The organism is Campylobacter sp. RM16190 (assembly GCF_012978835.1).
GTDB lineage: Bacteria > Campylobacterota > Campylobacteria > Campylobacterales > Campylobacteraceae > Campylobacter_A.
Genome location: NZ_LIWS01000001.1, coordinates 265,875 through 289,004 on the forward strand (window position 1 = coordinate 265,875; position 23,130 = coordinate 289,004).

A 23,130-nucleotide genomic window follows, 5' to 3' on the forward strand; every position below is an offset into this window, starting at 1 on the left:
TGATTTTAGCTCAAATTTCTAGCAAAATATCAGCCAAAACCACCTAAATCCTTGCTAAAATTTGTCCATTCTTTATCGTTTGTCCAGCCTCCACTTCGATTGAATTTACTACGCCATCCTTTGGAGCGACTACCTCTATCTCCATTTTCATGGCCTCTAGGATAAACATCTTTTGACCCTTTGTCACCTTTTCACCGACCTTAACTAAAATTTTAAAGACATTTCCTGGCAGTGTGCTTAGCACCGTTTCGCTGCTGTCATTTTCGTTAGTAGATTTTCTTCCCGCAGGCGAAATTTCAGGCGGCAGAAGCATAGCATCACTTGCAGGCTTTAGGCTTTTAACCTCAACAGCTCCGCTTGCGCTATCATAAATTTCAACCTCAAATTTTTTGCCGTTTACTACGACGTTATATTTTTCGTTTACAGGCTCTCTGCTCTCTTTTGCGGCACAAATTTTCTCACCGGTAGTTTGAGAAATTTTACGCACATTTACCTTGCCCTCGCCTTTTAAGAATACTATTCCTTTTTCTTTACAGGCTGCTGCGATAAATACGTTCTCCTCTGTTATTTTTATGCCCTCTTTTTTAAGTAGATCTTCTGTAAATTTTATCGATTTAGTTTCGTCTTGGTCTGCTATATCTATGGCGTTTTCTTTGGTAGGTTTTAGTCCAAGTTGCTCGCTTGCAAGCTTAACCACATCTTTATCAGGCCTTGCAGGAGTTCTTCCAAAGTATCCAAGCACCATTTTGCCGTATCCATCGGCGATTTTCTTCCATTTGCCAAAGAGTACGTTATTAAAAGCTTGTTGGAAATAAAACTGGCTTACAGGAGTTACAGATGTGCCGTAACCGCCCTTTTCTACGACTTCGCGCATAGCGTCGATCACATCAGGAAATTTATCTAAGATATTATTATCTCTCATCATTTGAGTATTTGCAGTTAGTGCGCCTCCTGGCATCGGTGAAAACGGTATTAGAGGGCTTACCTGTATGGCTTCAGGCGGCATAAAATAATCTTTCAAACAATCAGCCAAAACGCTTTCGTATTTTAAAATTTTCTCAACGTCAAGTCCGCCAAGATCGTAGTTTTTGCCCTTAACCGCGTGAAGCATGGTTAAGATATCAGGCTGGCTTGTGCCACCACTTACTGGACTTACCGCTAGGTCGATGCCGTCAGCTCCCGCTTCAAGTGCGGCTAGATAGCACGCCACGCTAACGCCTGCGGTTTCGTGAGTGTGAAGTCTGATGTGAGTTTTTTGAGGAAGTAGCTTGCGAGCCATTTTGATAGTTTCATAGACTTTTTGCGGACTGCTTGTGCCGCTTGCATCTTTAAAGCAAACACTATGATAAGGGATGCCTGCATCTAAAATTTCTCGTAAAATTCGCTCGTAAAACGCCACATCATGAGCGCCCACACATCCTGGAGGCAGATCCATCATAGTTACTACAACTTCGTGCTTAAGTCCGTGATGAACTATCCTCTCGCCTGAGTATTTTAAATTTTCCACATCGTTAAGCGCGTCAAAATTTCTAATCGTAGTCGTGCCGTGCTTTTTAAAAAGTTTAGCGTGAAGATCGACAAGCTCGCGGCTTCCCGTATCAAGAGTTACGGTATTAACACCTCTGCTTAGAGTTTGCAGATTTGCTTCAGGTCCTACGATTTCTCTAAATTTATCCATCATAGTAAAAGCGTCTTCGTTCAGATAAAAATAAAGGCTCTGAAAGCGCGCTCCGCCGCCAAATTCAAAGTGTGTGATACCGGCTTCTTTCGCTGCGCTAACCGCAGGCAAAAAGTCATCCATAAGAACTCTTGCACCAAATACGGACTGAAATCCGTCCCTAAAGGTGGTATCCATAATATCTATAAACTTCTTTGGCATAGGCTACCTTTTTCACTTTATAAATTTGGTCTTAAAATAGACTGGCAATATAAAAATATATCGCCGATAATTCTATCTTTATTTGCTTTAATTAAAAATTATAATCATACCCTCTTTATAAACTTTCGACTGATTACTTGCTAGGCTTAGTTAGCTCATATGAAAATTCTATATTCTTACTCTCACTTGGATTTAAGTAAAATTTCCAGCTTATCTCACCTTTTTTTGATATCTCACTCTCTTTTGGATTGTTTTTGGTGGATACGCTTACACTTTCGTGCGTAGGCACAGGAAGTCTATCTATCAAAGTTACGCTCCATGCGGAATTTGAATTATTTTTAACCTCGTAATTATAGCCTTCCAAAATTTTACTCTTTGCTCCAAAAAACGACTCTTTAGTAAAATTTGTATTTTTCTCTTTTTTCACATTTATTAGATCATTCTTACCAAAGTAGACATGACTCTCACTATTTGGTTCAGCCTTAAAATTTGAAGCCTTGCCAACACTTACGCCGTCTATCTTAAATGCAGTAAGAGCATATTCTATACTTTTCAACGGAATAAAATTTGCTTTTATATAGGCATTTGAGTTACTGTACCCATCTATAATTATCTCAAATTTTACATCCAAATTCTGCTTATCATATGCAAATACTCTCTCTTCATCTGATTTTAAATTTACTTTTGAAATTTTCCATACATTAGCAAGTGTATTTTGTATATTTTGACTCTCTATATCATTACTATACGCCCGCTTGCTACTTGACTCTACAGCCATCATACTAGCAGACTCTTGCATCATCCTCGAAGAACTTCTTTCAAATTCAGGCTTGCCCTCATACCAAGGATTAAATCTAGGCGGAGTCAAGTTTGAAGAGTAATAGAATGGATAAAGAACGATAGTTAGATTATTTATATCGACACTTAAAGGATTTTTCACTACTAAATTTTGTTCTATATAAATTTTTGATTTTGTAGTATCTGCCAAAACTTTATTTTGAGTATTAATGTTAAGCTTTACAGGATATGAAATTTTAACAAACTTAGGATCGCACTCAAAGTCAAGATCGGCCTTTTTAATTTTTTTTAGATTATAAGAGTTTATCTTGTCATTTAACTCTTTAATTTCATCTTTTAGAGAGGTTTGTTCGTTTAAATTTTGCAAAACCGCATCGTAAAATTTATCGCTATCAGATTTTAGACTATCAACATTTGACCCTTTGATAGAATTTGTAATAGTGATAAATTTAAATTTTTCGCCAAGAGCAACAAGTCTGTTATTAAGTAAAGCAAGTTTTTTAATATCTGCTTCATACTGCTCGTAAATATTATTTTTAATGAGTTCGGGCTCTTTTAATATAATGCTTTTTAGCTCACACGAAGCGGACACATCAATATCGTTTTGATTGATATTTTCTGGCAAATTTATACTAAAAGAGCTCTTTTGGTTTATAAAATTTTGATGTAAAAAGCTTTGATTTTTATAGACTTCAAGCAGGTTTTCATCGGCCATTGCACAAAGCATAAGTGCTGACGTAATAGCAATTTCTTTCATATTAACTCCTTATCTAGAATCTGAGTTAATTATACTCTTTCAGGATTAATATTTGAATTTAAAAACTCTTTATCAATAATATTTTGTATAATTTATAAAAGTATGACTACAAATGCCGCTAAAACCAAAACTTGCAAGATTATAAACGGTATAACCCCCCTATAAATATCTGTAGTTTTTATAGACGATGGCGCCACTCCCTTTAGATAAAACAGGCTAAAACCAAAAGGCGGAGTCAAAAACGAAGTCTGTAAATTCATAGCCACAATAATGGCAAAATATAGAGGATTGATACCCAAATTTGCAACTATCGGCACTAAAATAGGCAAAACTATATATGATATCTCAACGAAATCTATAAAAAATCCAAGAGCAAAAATTACAATCATGGTTAATAGTATAAAACCCCATTTTTCACCGGGTAAATTTGACATTACCTCTTCTACTATCTCATCTCCTCCCGTATAGCTAAAAACCATTGAAAAAGCAGTTGCGCCGACAAGGATAGTAAATACTATGGCCGTGGTTTTTACAGTCTCTTCAAGGGTTTCTTTTAGCATTTTAAATGAAAATGTCTTATAAAATATGGATAAAACTAGAGCTCCTACGCAACCAAATGCAGAGCTCTCAGTAGGTGTGGCAATACCGTTAAATATAGAACCCAAAACAAGCAATACAAGCACAAGAGGAGGCAAGATAGCCTTGAGAGCATTTAAAATTTGTCTACTTTTAGGGATTTCGCTTTCTTCAACAACAGCCGGAGCATAATCTTTATGCAGATAAGAGATAATAAGAATATAAGCTACATAAATACCTACAAGAGCTAGTCCCGGGGCTACTGCGCCTTTAAAAAGATCGCCCACAGGCACGGAAAACACATCGCCTAAAATTATAAGCACTATAGATGGAGGAATGATTTGCCCAAGAGTTCCTGATGCGCATATGGTTCCACAGGCTAAAGATTTATTGTATTTATATTTAAGCATTACAGGAAGGCTCATAACACCCATTGCGACGACACTTGCGCCAACAACTCCTGTTGAAGCCGCAAGCAAAGCTCCTACTAAAACAGTGCTTATAGCCACACCACCGCGAATTTCACCAAACAAAAACGCCATTGATTCAAGCAAACGCTCAGCAAGCTTTGTCTTTTGTAAAACAATACCCATAAATACAAATAGTGGAACGGCGATGAGAATTTTATTCTCCATGATTGAGAAAATTCTATATGGCATAAAAGCAAACATCTCTTTAAAAACTTCAAGTCCGCCAATAAAGCCGCTGCCATCTCCAAAGCTCTCAACCATGCCACCAATAAGACCAAAAAGAACCGCAACAGCTCCAAATGTAAAAGCGACAGAAAAGCCTATACCAAGCATCAAAAGAGCAGCTACAAACATAACTATACCGGTCATTTTACCCTCTTTTCTTAGCTGCTATATATAAATTTAGATGTTTTATAAAATATCCTATACTAAAAAATATCAAAAGATAGAATGATAAAGGAATAAACGCCTTAATAATCCATCTATAAGGAAGCCCACCGGGATCGCTACTTCCTTCGCCGGATTCATAAGCCTCTACTACATAATCAAACGAAAGCCAAGAGACTAAAAGTGCGATAGGAAGTATAAAAAATATAACACCTAGCATATTGATTAAAGCCTTTGTTTTGGGACTAAATCCCTCATAGAATACATCGACTCTTACATGCACATCTTCTTTTAGAGCATAGCTCATTCCAAGCATAATAATAATCGCAAAAAAGTGCCACTCAAGCTCTTGAAGTCCAACGTTTCCGTATTTAAAAAAATATCTTGCAACGACATTAAAAAACACATCAACTATCATTAATAGCATAACAAACATACAAATATACCCGATGATATTAGCTAATTTATTAAAAAACATCTCCGCTTTTAAAAGTTTTTCTTCCACAACCCTACCCCACAATCTGCTTAATCATAATCGCCACAACACAACTTGGCGCAACAAATCTAAGTAAAAAATACCAAATTTCAAAAATCACAGCTCCCATATATGGTACAAATAGCGCACTCAAGCTCTCTTTTTTCATAAAAAATCCAACAAAAATCGCTATAACTATACCTCCAAGTGGCAGCATAATATTTGAGCTTATATAGTCTAATATATCAAAAAACCCTTTGCCAAAGAAAGTTAGATGATCTTTAAAATTTTCTATATTTGATAAAGCACAAAGAACTCCTAAAATATATACGCTCACCCCCACTATAAAAATGGCTTTAGAACGAGAAATTTTAAACTCTTTTGTTATATAAAATATCAAAGGCTCCACCATAGAGATAGCAGATGTAAGTCCCGCAAAAACAAGGGCTGTAAAAAACGCAAAGCTTAGTAAATTTCCTATAGCCCCAAGTTTAGCAAAAAGCGTAGGAAGCGAGATAAAAGCAAGTCCAACACCTTGACTTGGCTGCTCGTTAAACTCAAATACAAATGTAAATACGATAAGTCCTATAACAACGCTAAATACAATGTTTAGAATAACTACATATAGAGATGATGTAAACAAATTTGTCTTATCATCAAGGCTAGTTGAATAGGTAATTATCGCGCCAATTCCCACGCACATTGTAAAAAATGCAAGTCCAAGCGCCATGAATACGGCTTCGCCAGTAATCTTTGAAAAATCAGGCACTAATAAAAATTTAGCAGCTTCGCCAAATCCGCTCATCTGCATTGAGTAAATTAGCATCAATATTAAAAGAATAGAAAAGGCAGGTAACAACCATAAATTTATACGCTCTATCCCTCTTTTTACACCCTTTGCAAGGATTATAAAATATGCAAAAAGCGCTATAGTAAAATATGCGATTTGACCTAAGATATCGCTTGATATAAATTTAGTAAAATTTTGAGCTGAGTCACTTATCTGAGAAGGCAAAGAACCTAAAGACAAGATGGCATATCTCATAACCCAGCCTATAATTAGTGTATAAAATGATGCTATAAATACACCAGTTATCATCATTATTCCGGCAAATCCCCAAAATTTGGAATTTGACGAGGCTAAATTTTTAAATGCATTTACTGGATCCGAATTTGAAATTTTACCCATAGCCATCTCTGCAAAAAATATGCTAAGCCCCACTATAACGGCAAAAACAAGATACAAAAGCACAAAAGCGGAGCCTCCGTTGCTTCCTACCATATACGGAAATTTCCAAGCATTACCAAGCCCTATAGCAGCACCTACTATAGATAGGATAAAACCTATTTTAGAAAATTTATCACTCATTTTATTTTAGAATTTGATATATCATAATGGCCAAAACAGCAACAGGTATTACAAATCGTAGCAAGAAATACCATATCTCAAACATGGTTTTATTCATAAAACCGCTAAATAATATGTATATACCCTCTTTTTTGAGCACAAAACCCACAAATATACTAAATGTAATTGCACCTACTGGCATTATAATATTTGAAGTTAAATAATCCAATATATCAAAAAATGGTTTTCCAAGCAGCTTAAATGATGTCGGCTCATAAAATGAAAGTATGCAAATAATTCCTAAGCTATATACAAAGATGGCTATATATACCAAGGCTCTTTTACGAGAAATTTTAAGCTTATTTATAAGATAAAATGTAAAAGGTTCTATCATGGAAACCGCACTTGTAATACCTGCAAAAAGAAGCGATGTAAAAAATGCGACAGCAAGAATATTGCCTACAACTCCAAGTTTAGCAAAAAGCGTGGCAAGAGAGACAAATATTAGTCCTGGTCCTCCTTGAGTAGTATCACCGCTATATGCAAAAACAAAAGTAAATACTACAAGGCCCATCATAATACCAACCAAGATATTAATAAATATGATAGATAGTGTTGACTTGACCAAATTTGTTCCATCTGGCAAGTTAGCAGCATATGTAGGCACAGTACAAACACCCATAGAAAGTGAGAAAAATGCAAGTCCTAATGCCTGAAGAACAATATCTGGAGTGATTTTACTAAAATCTGGCACAAATAAAAACTCAGCAGCCTTAAAAAATCCATCGCCCATAGTAAGAGAGTAGGCAAGCATGATTAAAAGCAAAATAAAAAGTGATGGCATCATCCATACGTTTAGCTTCTCTATGCCGCTTTTTATACCTTTTGAGACTACATAAAATACGATAAAAAATACTACGCTAAAGCACAGGGCCGAGCTTACAAAATCATTGGTTATAAGATTTCCAAATGCCGCACCAGCCTCATCGGTAGTAGATGGAAGACTTGAAAAGCTCAAAAATATATATTTTAATATCCATCCTATGACAAGTAGATAAAAAGAAGCTATAAGCACTCCTCCTATCATAAAAAATCCTGCCATAGACCATTGTTTTTTATATTTAGGAGCAAGTTTTTCAAAAGAGTGCACAGGATCTGTTTCGCCAAGCTTTCCTATACTAAGCTCTGCTAAAAATGCGACAAAAGCTATACCAAAAGTCAAAACCAGATAAAGGACTATAAAGGCTGAACCGCCGTTATTGCCAACCATTGTAGGAAATTTCCAAGCATTTCCAAGACCTACGGCAGATCCTGCCATCGCTAATACAAAGCCTATTTTTGAGAATTTATCTTGCACGGATTAACCTTAAGATTCATAAAATTTGGATTTTACCTTATCATAAAAAAACTTTTAATTTTTTAAATTTAATTCATACAATAGTAAAAAATGAAACAATATAAAAATATTTTGTAAATTTGTAACACTTTCATTATGTTTTCTTTTTTTAAATTTTTAAGTAATTCAAAGCTTAATTTATATAAAATACGAGTTCAAAAAGTTTCAAAGTAGGGGATAAATCCGAAATGGCTTTAAATTTCTAAGGAGAATTCATGAAAAAGTTTCTTTTTCTAATGGCAGCATTTGCTTCTTTCGCATTTGCGGCAGATGGTGGCGAAATGCTAAAATCTTACACAGTTCTTGCTGCGGCTATAGTTCTAGGTATAGCAGCTTTTGGTGGCGCTATAGCTATGGGAAATACAGCTTCTGCAACAATTACAGGAACAGCTAGAAACCCTAGCATCGGAAGCAAACTTATGACAACAATGTTCGTTGCTCTTGCGATGATCGAAGCACAAGTTATCTATGCTCTTGTTATTTGTTTGATCCTTCTTTACGCAAACCCAATGTTATAATAACTCAGCCCGATTAAGGGCTGACTCTTCTTTATTTTATCTCTGTTGCGATCATGGTGGAATTGGTAGACACGCTATCTTGAGGGGGTAGTGCCGGTAGGTGTGCGAGTTCAAATCTCGCTGATCGCACCATTAAAAACTCTCAAAAATTTCATAAATAACTTAGAAAGATATAAGGCAAAAGGAGCAAGGAGCCCCTTTATACTCTTACATAAATACAGGAATTGTAGTGTTTTTAAGAAAGTATCTGGATGTACCGCCTAAGAATATCTCCAAAAATCCGTTTTCACCATGTCTTCCAGCCACTATAAGGTCAAAATTTCCATCCCTTGCACTCTTTAAAAGAGCCTCTCCAGGCACTGCCGTAGTGGTTACTATCTCAAAGGTAGCTTTGATTTCATGGATGCTTAGATACTTTTCAAGCTTTTTTAGACTCTCTTCAACAGACTCATCGCTAAGACTTGTTCCGCAAGTTATACAATGAACCCTCTTAGCCTTCTTTAAAAGCTCTATCGAGCTTGAGAGAGCACGAGAATTTTGGATAGAGCCATTCCAGCTAACTAAAATATTATCCGTGCTAAATTTCTTTAAATTTCTTGGTATTGTGATCGCTGTTTTTCCACTCTTTAGTACGGCTGCTTCAAACGTACCGGTTATCTTACCATCAAGCGGTACAGCGGCTATAACCATATCGCAAAATTTAGACTCTTGCTCTACTAAAACGCTTCTTTTTCCGCTCTTTGTAATAAAATTTGCACTCGCTCTGCCGGTTGGCTTATCGCTTATTTCAATATCAAGCTCTGCACAAAGCTTTTTAAAGATCTCTTCATTTTGATTATGTTCCATCTTAAGCTCATTATGAGCAGCTTTTAAAAACTCCTCATATAAAACGCCGCCCCTAAGAGCCATTTTCATATTATATACAACACTTGGATCAAGCTGAGAAGCCAAAATTTCTACATAAGTATCAAAATGCTTGGCTATAAGCAAAGCACCATACATACGTTCTTTTACATCATCTCCTGCACCTATTGGGAAAAATAACTTCTTATACTGCACGATACTCTCCTTTTAAATTTTACTCAGCTAAAACAAGGGAAATTTTATGCCCTTTTTGCTCACTTACCCTTACCTTCACCACATCGCCCTCTTTTAGAGGTGTAGAAATTTTAGAAATATGAAGCAATCCGTCAACTCCATCTTTTAATCCTACAAAGGCACCAAATTCTACTACTTTTTTGACCTCTCCTTCAAATTCATCGCCAATATTAAATGTAGGTTTTGACTTCTCTTTATCCCTGTCTCTACCATCTCTTCTCTTTCCGCTACCAAAGCCGTTTTTAGAACCATCTTTTGAGACTATTTGGATGATATAATCTTTTGCCGCATCAACCTTTGTCTTTTGAGCTCCTGCGATTTTTACCTCACCCTTTTCTCTATCAAGATCTATTGATACCTCAAACTTCTCTATGATTTCTTTTATAGTTTTTCCCGCTTGACCGATAATATCAACTATCTTGCCAGGATCTACGCTAAATAACTCAAGCTTAGGTAAAATTTCTTCATTTACAGCAATTTCCTTATCGGCTTTTTCCATTAAGTTTAAGATATGAAGTCTGCCCTCTTTGGCTTGCTCAAGAGCTTCTTTTAGCACTTCCAGACTAATTCCACCAAGCTTTATATCCATCTGAAGCGCGGTTATACCATCCTTGCTACCCGCAACCTTAAAGTCCATATCTCCATCGTGATCTTCAAGACCCATTATATCGGTCAAAACGGCATGTTTATCACCTTCAAATATAAGCCCCATAGCCACGCCGGCAACAAGTTTTGCACTATTTACACCTGCGGCGCGAAGTGCTAATGAACCACCGCAAACGCTGGCCATAGAGCTTGAGCCATTGGATTCTAAAATCTCAGAAACCAAACGAATAGTATAAGGGGAGTTGATATCTATACTAGGAGATAAAGCACGTTTAGCTAAATTTCCGTGCCCTAGTTCGCGTCTACCAGGTGCTTTTAGAGGACTGGCTTCACCAACGCTAAATCCAGGGAAGTTATAGTTAAACATAAATTTATCAATAACAGCCGACTTTTCTGTTAGCATATCATACATTTGCGCATCGCTATCAGTTCCAAGAGTCGCTACCACAAGGGCTTGAGTCTGACCTCTTGTAAATAGACAACTTCCGTGAGCATTTGGCAATATATTTGTCTCAATAGAGATTGGGCGTACATCCTTAAGCCCTCTGCCATCTGCCCTTGTTTTTTCATTGATAATCTGCTCTCTAACTATCTTTTTCTTAAATTTGCCAAGGACGTTCATTATCACATCCTCGCTCCAACCCTCTTTTTGAGCAACATCATCAGCAAAAATTTGCTTAGCTATCTTTCCAAGCTCACTAGCTCTTTCGCTTTTTGCCATTTGATTGATCGCAAATTTTACCTCTTTTTTGTAAAACTCATCAAGATAAATAGCAATGCTTTCATTCTCTATTTCTGGCTTTAATTCAAGCTGTGCGTCCTCTTTTTTATGAGCCAAAAATGCCTCTTCATACGCATTAGACGCTCTAAGTATGGCCTTACCGGCTTCAGATATTGCCTCTAATATCAAATCTTCACTAAACTCGTTCATATCTTGCTGCAATATTATTCCGTCATTGATATTTGGATCCATCATAGGATCAATCGCCATCATCGGTACTGATTCACTCTTTGCTTGAGCGATACTTCTCATCTCTATCATCAAAAGCTCATCTTTAACACCGGCCACATAAAGATCAAGTGCGCTTGTTTTTAGTTCGCTATTACTAGGATTTATAACAAATTTATTATCTATATATCCCACTCTTACACCGCAAACCGGTTGACTTACAGGAATATCGCTAAGATATAGTGCCACTGAGGCCGCATTTAAGGAGACCACCTGTAAATCCACTTCCGGATCTGCAGATAGTACCATTACAACAATTTGAGTAGGATAGGCATAGCCCTTTGGAAACAGCGGTCTTAAAGAGCGATCTATAATACGAGCCGTTAGGGTCTCAAAATCACCAGGTTTTGTCTCTCTTTTAACATATCCTCCAGGAATTTTGCCCGCAGCATAGGTCTTTTCTATATACTGAACCGTTAGAGGTAAAAAGTCCTCTTCTACCTGCGAATCTTCACGAGCAACAGTGGCTAAAACGACAGTATTTTTAACTCTTAGCAAAACAGCTCCACTGGCTTGTTTTGCAACTTTATTTATATCATAAATTTCAACTTGATTATTTACTTCTATTGAATACTGCATCTATTTGATATCTCCTTGTTTTTGTAATGGTATATAAAACGGGCTCTCCTCAAGTATAGAGAGGATTACCTCTGGTTTTGGCTCGATCTTATTTTTGTAGTAAAAATCCACATCTATAAAATTTACTATTTTGTGAACTGCAAAAATATTATCTACAAGCGGCGCAAGCACATTCGCAACATCTACTGCTATAGAAGGTGTGGCATAAGTGACTGATTTTACTCTCTCTTTAATAAGAGTTTTAAGGCAGGTAAGCGCCGTAAAACCTGTCTCGCAACCCTCATCAATAAGTAAAATATTTCTATCTTTTAAATTCTTGATTAAATTTCCCTTTCTGTATTTATAAACATTTTTTAAAATTTTTTCTTCATATTTTCTCTGAGCCTCTCCGTATATAAAATCATAGCTTATATTAAATGATTTTATGAGCTCATCATGAAGAACTATATCATCAGCTTCGCTAACCATGGCAATTTCACATTCAGGATTATTTGGAGCAAAAACCCTCTCGGTAAAAAGCATCTCGTAGCTTAGCTTTAGCTCCCTTGCGATAACATCTACCAAAATTACCGAATCAATAGAGGAGCAGATGAGTAGATATTCATTTTGAACAAGCTCTTTTTTAGGTAAAATTTCAAGTAACTTTTTTGCGGCATCAAGCTGATTTTCAAACATAAGATCATCTAGATTGACCACGCTACCTACCTGCCTTCTTCGTAACTTTCACCGAGTGAAAAGTCATAGTGAATGCCACCCATAGGATAAAAATTGACCATAAGATATACGCCCTTTGATTTTTTAGAGGCTGAACCGCCACTTGTGCTTGTAGGCTCAATCTTTTCTTCATAAAGAATAGAGTAGTTCCAGCACTTTCTCTTATGAGCAATACCTAGCCTCCAATCTTTTGTATATGCTCTTTGTATATCATATTGAAGTCTACCAAGAAGCTTATAATTGTGCGGTAAATTTATAGAGCCTGTCCCGCTTATAAAATTTTGCACCTCTTGGTCGCTCTTTTTTTCGTATGTGTGCCATAATCCTAGGCCAAAATATCTATTATCGTGATTGACTCCTGATTGTATCTTTTCAATATATTTATGCTTGTGCGAATACTCAAATTTATTATAAAATGATAAATTTGTCATAGGATAAAAGCCTATGATATTTTTTAGATTAGAGTATCTACTCTCTTTGGTATAGTATCCTTGTGAGATAGTGTGTCTTAAAAGCTTTCTGCCGTCTCGATTGAAAAAATACTGAGTTAGTCTAGCAGCCACCTCATCTTTAGTATATGGAGAGTTTATAAAGCTTTGATACTTATTACCGGACATATCGTAAACATAAGTATTTTGATCATACTCTATAGTCTTATAGTCATCCGGAAGCTCTCCATTACTGTAGCCTCTAGTTATATAGTCTATTCCTAAATTTAGACTATGATAAAAGCTTTCATAAGCCTTAGCAATATCTGTGTGAAGTGAAAATTTATGAGAAATTTCTATATAGCTTGCGCTATTGTCTTCGGCTCTTGTAGGTCTATACATCTTATTTGAGTAATTTATCTGAGTTGCATACAAGTGGTTATGATATGAAAACGTTAGATAATCTTGTAAAAACGGAATATGAACTGAGACCGGCAAGCTAAATTCATGCTGCGTAGCCTCTACACCGATTTTTCTTGTATAGTTACGAGAGTAAAAATCAACCGAATAAAGAATATTCGGCAGTATCATACTATCTGTATATTTATGATACTGCAAGCTGGGATACTCTTGCAAAGTATCTTTGTTCTCATTTATATTACCAACTTTTGCGGTATCTATATAATATCTTGCATAACTACCAAAATAATGTTTATCGCTGCTTATAAAATAGTTAAATTTAGAGGTTATAAGCGAATTCTCCTCATTATTATCGCCACTTCTGCTTTTTAAATTAATAAAATCTATATCGTTAAGCTTGGTCGCATCAAGCCATAACCCCTCTTGCAAATCACCATCTATAAGATGCTTTACAAGCCTGCTACGCTCATATTTTACCTCTATGCCCTTATGTGTTTTATTTTTCAAAGGAAGTCTATTTGAGTTTTGAGATATCTGCTTTTGTCTATAGCTTTCCTTGTCATTAAATGTTCCAAATCCGATAGAGCCGCTAGAGTAAGCAGAATCTGCAAATCTAAATACAGTATAAAGTCCAGATCCCCTAAGAGTCCTAATCTGAGGATCAAGTTGCAAATCCCAAGAGTTATATTCTGCTATATATATTGGCTGTCTATAAAAAAGTCCACCGTTTTTATTATACCCCACATCAGGAGACAAAAGCCCCGTTCTACGCCTAGTATCTGTAGAAAATCCAAAATAAGGCAGGTAAAACATAGGAGTATCGTGTATATACAAGACCGGATTATAAAGATGTAGATATTTACTCTCTTTATTCAACTTTCCGCTACTAAATTTTATCTTCCAGTCCGGATTTTGTACGTTGCAACTAGATACGATAGAACCTCTAGTTTCATAGTATTTAGAGTTGCTCTTGCTTTCGTCGTTTTGCATCCATACTTCCATGTCTTTATTCATGAGAAATAAGGCCTCGTAGCTACTATCTTTACTGTTTAGGTCTATCTTTGCGTAATTACAACGAGATATCTCCTCTTTACCGCGCATCAAATTTACATTTCCAAAAAGCTCTAAAATTCTACTATCTTGATTGTATACGGCCTTATCCGCACTCATTATGTACTCTTTGGAATAAACCAGCACGTTTTTATTTGCGGTTACTATATTTGCCTCGCGTTTTACGTCATCTGCCAGCAGTTCAAAGTCTTGAATATTTGCAAAAACACTCACAAACGAAACAACTAAGACAAAAAATAGTCTAATAGACATCAATCACCACTGTTTTTGCAAATTTGTCATGCCAAGTTTGAAGAAGCGGATTAGAAAGCGCCCAGACACATCCTAGGAAAAATACATTTTCACTTACAACCCTCATGAGCGCCCTGATGATAGAAATTTTAAAATTAGGCTTATCAAGCAAATCTATATCTACACATACAATTTTCATCACTATTTTACCTATGCTGGCACCATAATACCAAGTAAAAAATGCCTGATATACGACTTTAAGAGCAAAAATTTGAACCAATAAATTTGAAGTCATCATAACAGTTTCTTCGTAGTTTTTTACACCTTCAAATATATCCCAATATATAATCAAAAATAGCATCGAAAGCAAAAGCTCGTCTATGGCGTAAGCAAGTGCACGCTTTTTAAACGGAGCTAAAGTTATATTTTCACGCTGTAGTTTATCTATGATATTTTGGCTCATTTTTTATCTTTGCCAAGCATCTGCCAAGCTATATCTTTTCGGTATTGAGAGCCTTGAAATTTGACATTTTCGCAAAGCTCATAAGCTCTATCTCTGGCCTCTTTTATGCTTTTAGCAACACCTACACACACTAGTACCCTGCCTCCATCTGCGTAAATTTCGCCATTTTCTTCGCTAACTCCAGCATATGCGATATGAGAGTTTTGAGGCACTTTTAAAACTTCTATCTTGGCTTTTGGTGTACTTGAATATGGATAATTTTTGCTAGCCATTACAACTCCGACCGCAAATTCATTCTTTAGCTTTACCTCTTTTAGCTCACCCTTTGCGGCATTTAGTAAAATTTCACTTAAATTTCCATCTATCAATGGCATCAATACTTCACACTCTGGGTCTCCAAAGCGCACGTTAAATTCTAGCACGTAAGGCTCATCATTTACCACCATAAGCCCTACAAAAAGCACTCCGCAAAAAGGATAACCCTCCGATTTCATACCTTTTAAAGTAGGCTTTACAACCTCTTCTTCTACTTGTTTTATGAGTTTAGTTGTAGCTAGTGGGCTTGGAGCATATGCCCCCATTCCGCCTGTATTTGGCCCCTCATCGTTATCAAGTAGTCTTTTGTGATCTTGAGCCACAGGCAAGCTTACAAAATTTTCTCCATCACAGATCGCAAAGAAACTTAATTCAAATCCGTCTAAAAATTCCTCTACTACTACGCATTTGCCGGCATCTCCAAAACTCTCTCCACTAAGCATCTCTTTTGCGCTAGACTTTGCTTCTTCTTTTGTTTTGGCGATTATTACACCCTTTCCTGCGCATAGTCCATCGGCTTTTACTACGATAGGAACATTTAAAGAGTCTATAAATTTACTAGCCCTATCAAAATCATCGGTATTTAGATATTTTGCGGTTTTTATACCGTTTCTTGCTAAAAAGTCCTTCATAAAGGCCTTTGAGCCTTCAAGTCTAGCGGCACTTTTGCTAGGTCCAAATATCAAAAGTCCATACTCTTTAAAAATATCCACCACTCCTTCACTAAGCGGAGCTTCCGGGCCTACAATAGTTAAGTCTATATTATTTTCTTTAGCAAAATTCGCCAGTTCGTGATAATCTTTGACTTTTAAGTTTTTTCCGAGTTTTGAAGTAGCACCGTTTCCGGGTGCAAAGTATAAATTTGATACGTTTTTTTCGCTTTTTAGCTTAAGTGCGATTGCATACTCTCGTCCGCCATTTCCGATTATAAGGATATTCATAGTAGCTCCAAATTTTAATACCCAAGTGAGCGGTGTGTAAGTAAGTGGCCCTAAAACTAAAGCCAACCTTGCAAATAGGCGATCTCCTTTAGGTTGCAACTTCTCGCGCTTTTTGGGCGTTCAGGCAAAGCCACATCACACAGATACCGCACATCTTCGCCAATACTAATGTGTTGGACCCAAAAAAATACACTGCCAAATCACTCAGGCAATTAAATTATATAGTGATTTTGCTTAAAGTAATGTTTTAGCAAGCTCTATGCAAGAATCCACGCTTTGAATTTCGCTAGTTATTGGGTTTGTAAATTTAATTAGCTCACTACTTGTGGTTTTGCCTATACTAACGGCTTTATAACTATCGTCCCAGCCGAAATTTGAAATAAAATTATTTACAGCCGAAGGGGCGGTAAATATTAAGATAGAATTTGATTCTGGCTTATGCTCTAATCCTAATCTTTTGCACATATTTTTATAAGCTATGATCTGAGTCACATTGCACTCTTTTTCTTTTAGAATTTCGCCAACTCTTGAAGCAGTCTTTTGAGCTCTTAAAAATAAAGCCTTTTTGCCTTGTATCAAAGGAGCGATCTCATAAGCAAATTCGTTTCCGTGAGAGTTTTTGGCTATATAAATTTGCTCAAATCCAACCTCTTTGGCGGCTTTCGCGCAAGGCTCTCCGATAGCGTAAACTACAATATTTTTTTCAATATTTATATCGTTAAATTTTAAAGCGCTTATTGAATTTTTAGATGTAACTACAAGCACCTCAAAAACAGCTAAATTCAGATTAAATTCTAAAAATTCAATCTCGCTAAGATTTAGATTTATTATCTCTTTATCGCTAGTCTTTGTGTTAGAAACTAAGAAAATTCTAGGCATTGTAGACCTTTTAACTTTGTTTGATTATATCAAAATTTTACCTATCTCGCTCCAGCTTATAAGTAACCTCTTAAGGCTAAATTTTGCATTTGCAGGACTTGTTGAAGGAAGTTTTATGATCTCTTTTTTAGTGGCTTTTAAAATCTGCTCATTTTGAAATTTTTTAGAAATTTCATAAGCCTTATTGCCATTTGTAAACACTTGAGAAATGCTCGCAACTTCAAATATAGGCTCTAAATTTGACGGGCTTATCTTAGTCATTTTGGCATCACTTGAACCAGTTATTTCACAAGCAAGAGCCGCGTCATAAATTGCAATCTTATGCTTTATTAACAATTCTATTTTCTCATCGGTATTTTTTGGAAGTTGACAATCTAAAACTGCCGCAAGCACTCTCCAAAAACGATTTTGAGGATTGGCATAGTAAAATCCCTGCTCTCTTGAAGCAACCGAAGGAAATGAGCCTAAGATTAGAATTTTAGAGTTTTTGTCAAAAATCGGCTTAAATGGATGCGTGAGCAAACTATTCATCTTGTTAGCTCGAAACTTTGATCTATGAGATCAAAAATTTGCTCTGCTGAAATTTCGCTATCTAAATTTATACTTATCCAGTGCTTTTTATTCATATGATAAGCGGGCATTATGCGCTCATTATCACAAAGAATATAGGCAAGAGACGGATCGCATTTTAAGTTTAATATATTCAATTCGGCGCTATATTTCTTAGCAATTTTCTCATTTAGTTTTTTGGCATCTACGGGCAGGAGAGCGGCAAACCATTTTTTATTTTTCGGATGTCTAAAAATGGCTATTTTAGGGCTTCTTTGGAATATAAATTCAGGGGCGATATTAAATTTGTCCTCGATATACGACACTATCTTATCTTTTAAATTTCTACCGCCCATCCACCGCTCTCGTTTTTTAAGTGGATTATACCAAAATCCATATGCGGCGTGTAAAACTAATCTCTAGTAACTATTAACAACATCTTAAATTTATCTTTTATTTTTAAAGCATGCGGTATCTTTCCTGGCATTACGATACTATCGCCTGATTTTATATCAAATTTTTCATCAGCTATAGTAAGCTCCATCTCTCCGTCAAGAGCAACCAACAGAGCGTCTCCTGGTGCGGCATGCGTTGAAAGACCTTGTGCGCCATCAAAACTCATTAGGGTCATAGTGCCGTTCTCGTTTTTTACAAGAGTTTTACTCACAACCTTACCCTCTTGATACTCTATCGCATCAACCAAACTAAAAATTTCAGCCTTTGGCAAATGATTTACCATCACGTTCTCCTTTAAATTTATTAAGATCATCTTAGTTTTCTCTTTAGTCTCAAATTTACGCCAATAATCTTTGGCTATAAGAAAGCAGCCGTTTTGCTTTAGATCAAATTTTTCATCTTTGTAAAAAAGTGAAATTTCTCCTTCTAAAACCCAAGCCAGCGAATCACCAAACCTCTTCTCCTTATCAAGCTCTTCATCCTTGTCAAGAGCAAACAAATCTATATCTAAATTCTTGCTTGAAAATAGGCTCTGGCTTACTATACCCCCATTTTGGAAGTGAATTTCATCTTTTATATTGTAAATTTTTGACATTTTGTCCCTTTAATAATTTAGGACAATTGTAGTGTGATTTAAAAATATTTTTGTAGATTTAGATCAATGAATTGATATTTATTTGCATTTTACCAAAGAAGCTGGATTTTAAAATTTAGTAAATTATATAAATTACTCCTACTATTCTACTATTCAATACATAAACCAGTTTAAAGTTAAAGTCTTGTGCTTACCGAATACCGACAAATCCATCTAGTTTAAGTTCTTTTTTATATTTTTTTTGGAATTCATAATTTCAAATAGTGTAGATTAGCCTAAAAAATAAAATTGCCTATTTAGCTTGTACTCCATATCATTTTTTGATATTTTTTATCATTTATAATTCATCCAAAGTAATGTCTAAGATGGCACTTCTATCTCATAAACAGCCTTCATAACTTTATGTTACTACTCAGAATATTTTGTAAAAACAGCATCAATATAAAATTTTAGTAACGCAGAAAGAGTCAAATGTCCGCCATCCATGTTCTAATTTTATTCTCTATTAATTCTGCGTCTATGCTCCCGTCTAATCCATCTTTAGTAATTATTAAATTCCCTTTAATTTCTGATATACCTTCGCTTTCATAATTTACTTTTTTCTCTTCCCAACGCTTTCTGTATGATAAATCACTTAACATTCCAAGATGTTCAAGATAAGCAGTTTTTCCTTCATAATTTAGAGTAAAATCAGGGACATAAATTTTGCCATTAACATTTAATGGCTCCTCGTATAAATAATCAACTTTAATTTTATTTAAAATATTAGCAACTATTACCTCAGACTTTGATCTAACCATTTCACCTCGACTTGTTTTATGAATCAGATTTTCTGCAAAGTATCGTTTCTGCTTTCCGATATTTATCTCCGTAATATTTGGAGTTTCGAATAAATCTGTATATCTTTGTTTGGTATCGGAATACCAATCATTGGCATACCGAATTAATTCTTCGACGGATAGATCACTTATGATCACTAATTTTTCCTTTTGACGGGAAAATGCGGTATATAATAGTTCCTTTGTGATAAATAAACTTTTTCCGTTTATAATTACTATGGTTTTTCCAAAACCGGAACCCTGTGATTTATGGACAGTTAGAGCATATGCAAGTTCTAGCTCGGAATCACTATTATCTCCACCAAAATCATCTTTCAAATAGGAAAATTCTTTTCCCTCAAAGGAAGCAAAGCGGAATTTATACCACTTCGTATTCTTATCATTCTTACCGTAATGTCCTGGATAATTTGACATGATTCCAATTTCACCGTTTGCTACATATGCCTTTCCAGATGAACCATCCCAATAGCAGCGTTCGCCATTTACATTTGATATGATTTTGTCTCCATATACTATGTTTTGAATCGATTGAGGGCTATATTTTGAATACCAATATTTATTCCATTCATCAACAATATGTTTGCGATATTTTTCGTGAATCAGACTATTTAAAAAACAACTCCCTACCCCAATAAATTTAGTTGCAGATAAAATCTGCCAATTTTCTATATATTTGCCGGTCGGATAATTGGTATACTTATCTATTGTAGCACCTAAACTAATGTTAAATCCATCAATATCATCTTCATCATCCATATTTGCAATTTGTGGTATTTTTTCAAATAAAACTTTTTTCAGATCTTCTAAATCAGTATATTGAACAAATTGAAAACGACTATCTGTTTCATTATTTTGAATACGATAAATTAGATCCTTATCGATAGAATCTGCGTTGGAAAATATTTGAGCAAATATCAAGTCATCTCCACCCGCTCCCTGCCTCATCTCCGTTTTTAATTTTGCAACATTTTTAGGATAGTAGCCTTCCAAATAATGGATTAAATCTACAAATGGACGTCCCGCTCCTATGGGAGGCAATTGATTAGGATCCCCTATAAAAATAATTCTGACTGCATGCGTACCAACCAATTTTAATATACCGGCAAACATATTCTCCGTCAACATTGAACTTTCATCAATAATTACCGTCTTAGCAATACTGGAACTTGGTTCTGTTGGCATTTTATACGTCATCGTATTCCAATTGAAACCCTTTGAACGAGTAAGAAATTGTGCCACAGTCATAAATTCAGCATTCACTCCATTTTTCTTAAATGAGTTCTCAAGCTGTACTCTCGCTTTACCTGTAGGAGTCAGCGCTAATACTCCACCGGTTTTAATCTCTTCAGAAGAAGCAAAAATACCCAATGCCGATGTTTTGCCCGTTCCGGCTCTTCCTAATAAGACAGATATCCTAGATGCTTCAAGAATTCCTAATGCCGTCGCCTTCTCCTCACGAGCTAGTTTATCATTTTCTTCATTATTTTTCTCCAGCTCTCCAAATTGGTCATCAATAATCTTTCTCCAGTTCTGTTCACTTGATAAACCGTTTTTTAAACGATTATTCACTATATCGACAACTAATTGCTTGTAATCTTGATATTCTTTCAGTTTAATATAAGTATTTTTCTCATCAACATATAATTCACTTTCATTTAAAAATTCAACTATACCTTCAATTTTTTCTATTTTAAAATCAGTTTTATAATCTAATGGTAATTTATTGATTTCTTCAACTATTTGCTCATAGCCAAGTAAAGTATGTCCAGTAGCCGCAGCTTTTTCCAAAACATATATCACCATTGCTCTAAATCGGCGTTTATCATATTTTGTTGTCATTTTAATCGGGTTCTTAAGCGGATACTTATTTATTACCAGTGGATTAACAAACATTGCATTGTCGATTTGAGAAATAGCAATCTGAATACTCTCTTCTTCTTTTCTTGTCAATTCATATAGGAGATAAGGATTATTCAAAATTTCTTCAGATTTACACTTTAACTTGTTCCATGCATAAATAGACTGTTCAACCGAAAGATTTAATCGAGACAACAGTTCGAAATATTGTACTCTTACTTCATCTTTTAACAAGCCGTAAAATTCATCTTCATTTTCAGCCAAACTCTCATCTAATTCTTCATCCTCAGTTATCTTATCTCCCATAAAATATAATTTCAATTCTGAAATCAAATCATTAGTAGATGTATCGATATATTTTGCAATATCAAATCCGTATCTTAAGCCAAAAGCTGAGAGCATAGAGCCAAGTCCCGGAAATATTCCACGCTGATTCCAAATTCTTTCTAATTGAATATCAATATATTTAAGTTGCATATTAACCCATTTATGATTAGCTTTTTTGAGATTAAGTTCGGCTATATTTTTTAATACAGTTTTTGCTTGATTTAGAATATCAATTGCCGCATCATAGCTAACCCATTCTGCTGTATATGAAAACTCTTCTCTAAAACCTGCCGGTTCAAATAATGTAATACTTTCCATATCAAAATGAGGATGACTTTGAGCATAGTCTAATATTTCATGATAAGGCATTAAAAAGCCTTCTTTGCCATCATTTCTTATAGAATGAGCCACATTTGTTTCCCAAATATAGTTCTTTTCTTCGCTACTTCCATCCGATGAATATTCCTGAAGTTCTATATTCGATACGATATTCCCTATTCCGGCAATCACACGCCTATTGTCTTCAATAAATGGTACTTGTTTGTAGTAAGGAAAAATCAGCGAATTATTTGGACTAATCCCTGAAAAAAAATATTCAAAAATCCCTTTTTGAGACTCGCCATGTGATACCCATGCACTCGACCAATTAAGCATTTGCTCTGTCTTTTCTAAATCAAAATAAAAATTATAATATTTTTGCTTTTCTGTAGCATTTTCCTTTAAAGCCCAAGAAAATGGACGCAGCAAAAAAGAATATGGTTTTAACTCAAAATCAGTTTTGGTAAAATGCTTAAACCTTTCGTTCCTTTCTTTATATGGATGGTTCATTTCAAGGCAAAGTTTAGTATCACTCATGAAAGCCGCATTTTCCGTAATCCAACTCTGCATTTTCAATGAGCCTACTTTTTCATATTTTTTACCTTTATTGTCATCTTCAAACTCTAAATCTCTTGATTCCGCAATATTAGGTATTACTTGGGCAGTCACATTAAACTTGGGATTATCGTCAATTCTTCCAGTATAATCATTGTCCTTCCAAGGAATTCTTGTCGAAAAGTGTTGTACATATTTTGTTTTTAATCTACTATCCATTGATCGCGCTCTCCTGGTTTTAATATCAAACACTCTATATGCTATTCGCTATTTTCC

Annotated in this window: 18 protein-coding genes and 1 tRNA gene; 2 read left to right on the forward strand and 17 right to left on the reverse strand. The window is 35.4% G+C overall.

The features are described from left to right. Positions 1 to 43 precede the first annotated feature (43 nt). The 6 genes from CDOM16190_RS01405 to CDOM16190_RS01430 all read right to left on the reverse strand — a co-directional run bounded on the left by CDOM16190_RS01405 (position 44) and on the right by CDOM16190_RS01430 (position 8,047). Positions 44 to 1,879 carry a biotin/lipoyl-containing protein gene (locus CDOM16190_RS01405; protein WP_170018571.1) on the reverse strand — a complete coding sequence of 612 codons (1,836 nt, stop codon included), beginning with the start codon at positions 1,877 to 1,879 and terminating at the stop codon, positions 44 to 46. A 133-nt stretch (positions 1,880 to 2,012) separates the two neighbouring features. After that, on the reverse strand, positions 2,013 to 3,434 hold the full coding sequence (locus CDOM16190_RS01410; protein WP_170018572.1) for a DUF4139 domain-containing protein: 1,422 nt from the start codon (positions 3,432 to 3,434) through the stop codon (positions 2,013 to 2,015). Positions 3,435 to 3,526: 92 nt separating this feature from the next. Further along, entirely contained in the window at positions 3,527 to 4,849 is a 1,323-nt protein-coding gene (locus tag CDOM16190_RS01415) for a TRAP transporter large permease (RefSeq protein ID WP_170018573.1), read from the reverse strand. A gap of 1 nt (position 4,850) precedes the next feature. Further along, complete coding sequence (locus tag CDOM16190_RS01420) at positions 4,851 to 5,345, reverse strand: TRAP transporter small permease subunit (RefSeq protein ID WP_169974492.1); 495 nt, start codon at positions 5,343 to 5,345, stop codon at positions 4,851 to 4,853. Positions 5,346 to 5,376: 31 nt separating this feature from the next. Next, complete coding sequence (locus tag CDOM16190_RS01425; protein WP_170018574.1) at positions 5,377 to 6,711, reverse strand: sodium-dependent transporter; 1,335 nt, start codon at positions 6,709 to 6,711, stop codon at positions 5,377 to 5,379. A gap of 1 nt (position 6,712) precedes the next feature. Next, positions 6,713 to 8,047, reverse strand: coding sequence for a sodium-dependent transporter (locus tag CDOM16190_RS01430; protein WP_170018575.1), 1,335 nt, complete (start codon positions 8,045 to 8,047; stop codon positions 6,713 to 6,715). A 254-nt stretch (positions 8,048 to 8,301) separates the two neighbouring features. Here CDOM16190_RS01430 and CDOM16190_RS01435 point away from each other — a divergent pair, with 254 nt between their 5' ends. Together CDOM16190_RS01435 and CDOM16190_RS01440 are read left to right on the forward strand one after the other, a co-directional pair. Continuing rightward, entirely contained in the window at positions 8,302 to 8,604 is a 303-nt protein-coding gene (locus tag CDOM16190_RS01435; RefSeq protein WP_169974289.1) for a F0F1 ATP synthase subunit C, read from the forward strand. Between the two features lie 47 nt (positions 8,605 to 8,651). Next, positions 8,652 to 8,736: transfer RNA gene (locus CDOM16190_RS01440), tRNA-Leu, on the forward strand. Between the two features lie 75 nt (positions 8,737 to 8,811). Here CDOM16190_RS01440 and CDOM16190_RS01445 read toward each other — a convergent pair. The 11 genes from CDOM16190_RS01445 to CDOM16190_RS01495 all read right to left on the reverse strand — a co-directional run bounded on the left by CDOM16190_RS01445 (position 8,812) and on the right by CDOM16190_RS01495 (position 23,073). Continuing rightward, complete coding sequence (locus CDOM16190_RS01445; RefSeq protein ID WP_170018576.1) at positions 8,812 to 9,663, reverse strand: universal stress protein; 852 nt, start codon at positions 9,661 to 9,663, stop codon at positions 8,812 to 8,814. Between the two features lie 19 nt (positions 9,664 to 9,682). After that, complete coding sequence (locus CDOM16190_RS01450; RefSeq protein ID WP_170018577.1) at positions 9,683 to 11,896, reverse strand: polyribonucleotide nucleotidyltransferase; 2,214 nt, start codon at positions 11,894 to 11,896, stop codon at positions 9,683 to 9,685. Beyond that, positions 11,897 to 12,571, reverse strand: coding sequence for a phosphoribosyltransferase family protein (locus tag CDOM16190_RS01455; protein WP_170018671.1), 675 nt, complete (start codon positions 12,569 to 12,571; stop codon positions 11,897 to 11,899). It lies immediately after the preceding gene. A 26-nt stretch (positions 12,572 to 12,597) separates the two neighbouring features. Then, positions 12,598 to 14,781, reverse strand: coding sequence for an LPS-assembly protein LptD (locus CDOM16190_RS01460; protein WP_170018578.1), 2,184 nt, complete (start codon positions 14,779 to 14,781; stop codon positions 12,598 to 12,600). After that, entirely contained in the window at positions 14,771 to 15,223 is a 453-nt protein-coding gene (locus tag CDOM16190_RS01465; RefSeq protein ID WP_170018579.1) for an RDD family protein, read from the reverse strand. The genes CDOM16190_RS01460 and CDOM16190_RS01465 overlap by 11 nt, the downstream gene beginning before the upstream one ends. Beyond that, complete coding sequence (gene purD / locus CDOM16190_RS01470) at positions 15,220 to 16,479, reverse strand: phosphoribosylamine--glycine ligase (protein ID WP_170018580.1); 1,260 nt, start codon at positions 16,477 to 16,479, stop codon at positions 15,220 to 15,222. Before purD ends, CDOM16190_RS01465 begins: the two co-directional genes overlap by 4 nt. A gap of 234 nt (positions 16,480 to 16,713) precedes the next feature. Further along, positions 16,714 to 17,358, reverse strand: a complete 645-nt coding sequence (locus CDOM16190_RS01475) for a uroporphyrinogen-III synthase (protein WP_170018581.1) — start codon at positions 17,356 to 17,358, stop codon at positions 16,714 to 16,716. 24 nt (positions 17,359 to 17,382) lie between these two features. Beyond that, on the reverse strand, positions 17,383 to 17,889 hold the full coding sequence (locus tag CDOM16190_RS01480; RefSeq protein WP_170018582.1) for a DNA-deoxyinosine glycosylase: 507 nt from the start codon (positions 17,887 to 17,889) through the stop codon (positions 17,383 to 17,385). Continuing rightward, the gene (locus CDOM16190_RS01485; RefSeq protein ID WP_169974305.1) at positions 17,886 to 18,263 is read right to left on the reverse strand and encodes an MmcQ/YjbR family DNA-binding protein; all 378 of its coding nucleotides are present in this window, start codon (positions 18,261 to 18,263) and stop codon (positions 17,886 to 17,888) included. The genes CDOM16190_RS01480 and CDOM16190_RS01485 overlap by 4 nt, the downstream gene beginning before the upstream one ends. 56 nt (positions 18,264 to 18,319) lie before the next feature. Beyond that, positions 18,320 to 18,958, reverse strand: coding sequence for a cupin domain-containing protein (locus CDOM16190_RS01490; protein ID WP_170018583.1), 639 nt, complete (start codon positions 18,956 to 18,958; stop codon positions 18,320 to 18,322). A gap of 467 nt (positions 18,959 to 19,425) precedes the next feature. Beyond that, a complete protein-coding gene (locus CDOM16190_RS01495) occupies positions 19,426 to 23,073 on the reverse strand; it encodes an ATP-dependent DNA helicase (protein WP_170018584.1) in 3,648 nt (1,215 codons plus the stop codon). Positions 23,074 to 23,130: the final 57 nt, after the last annotated feature.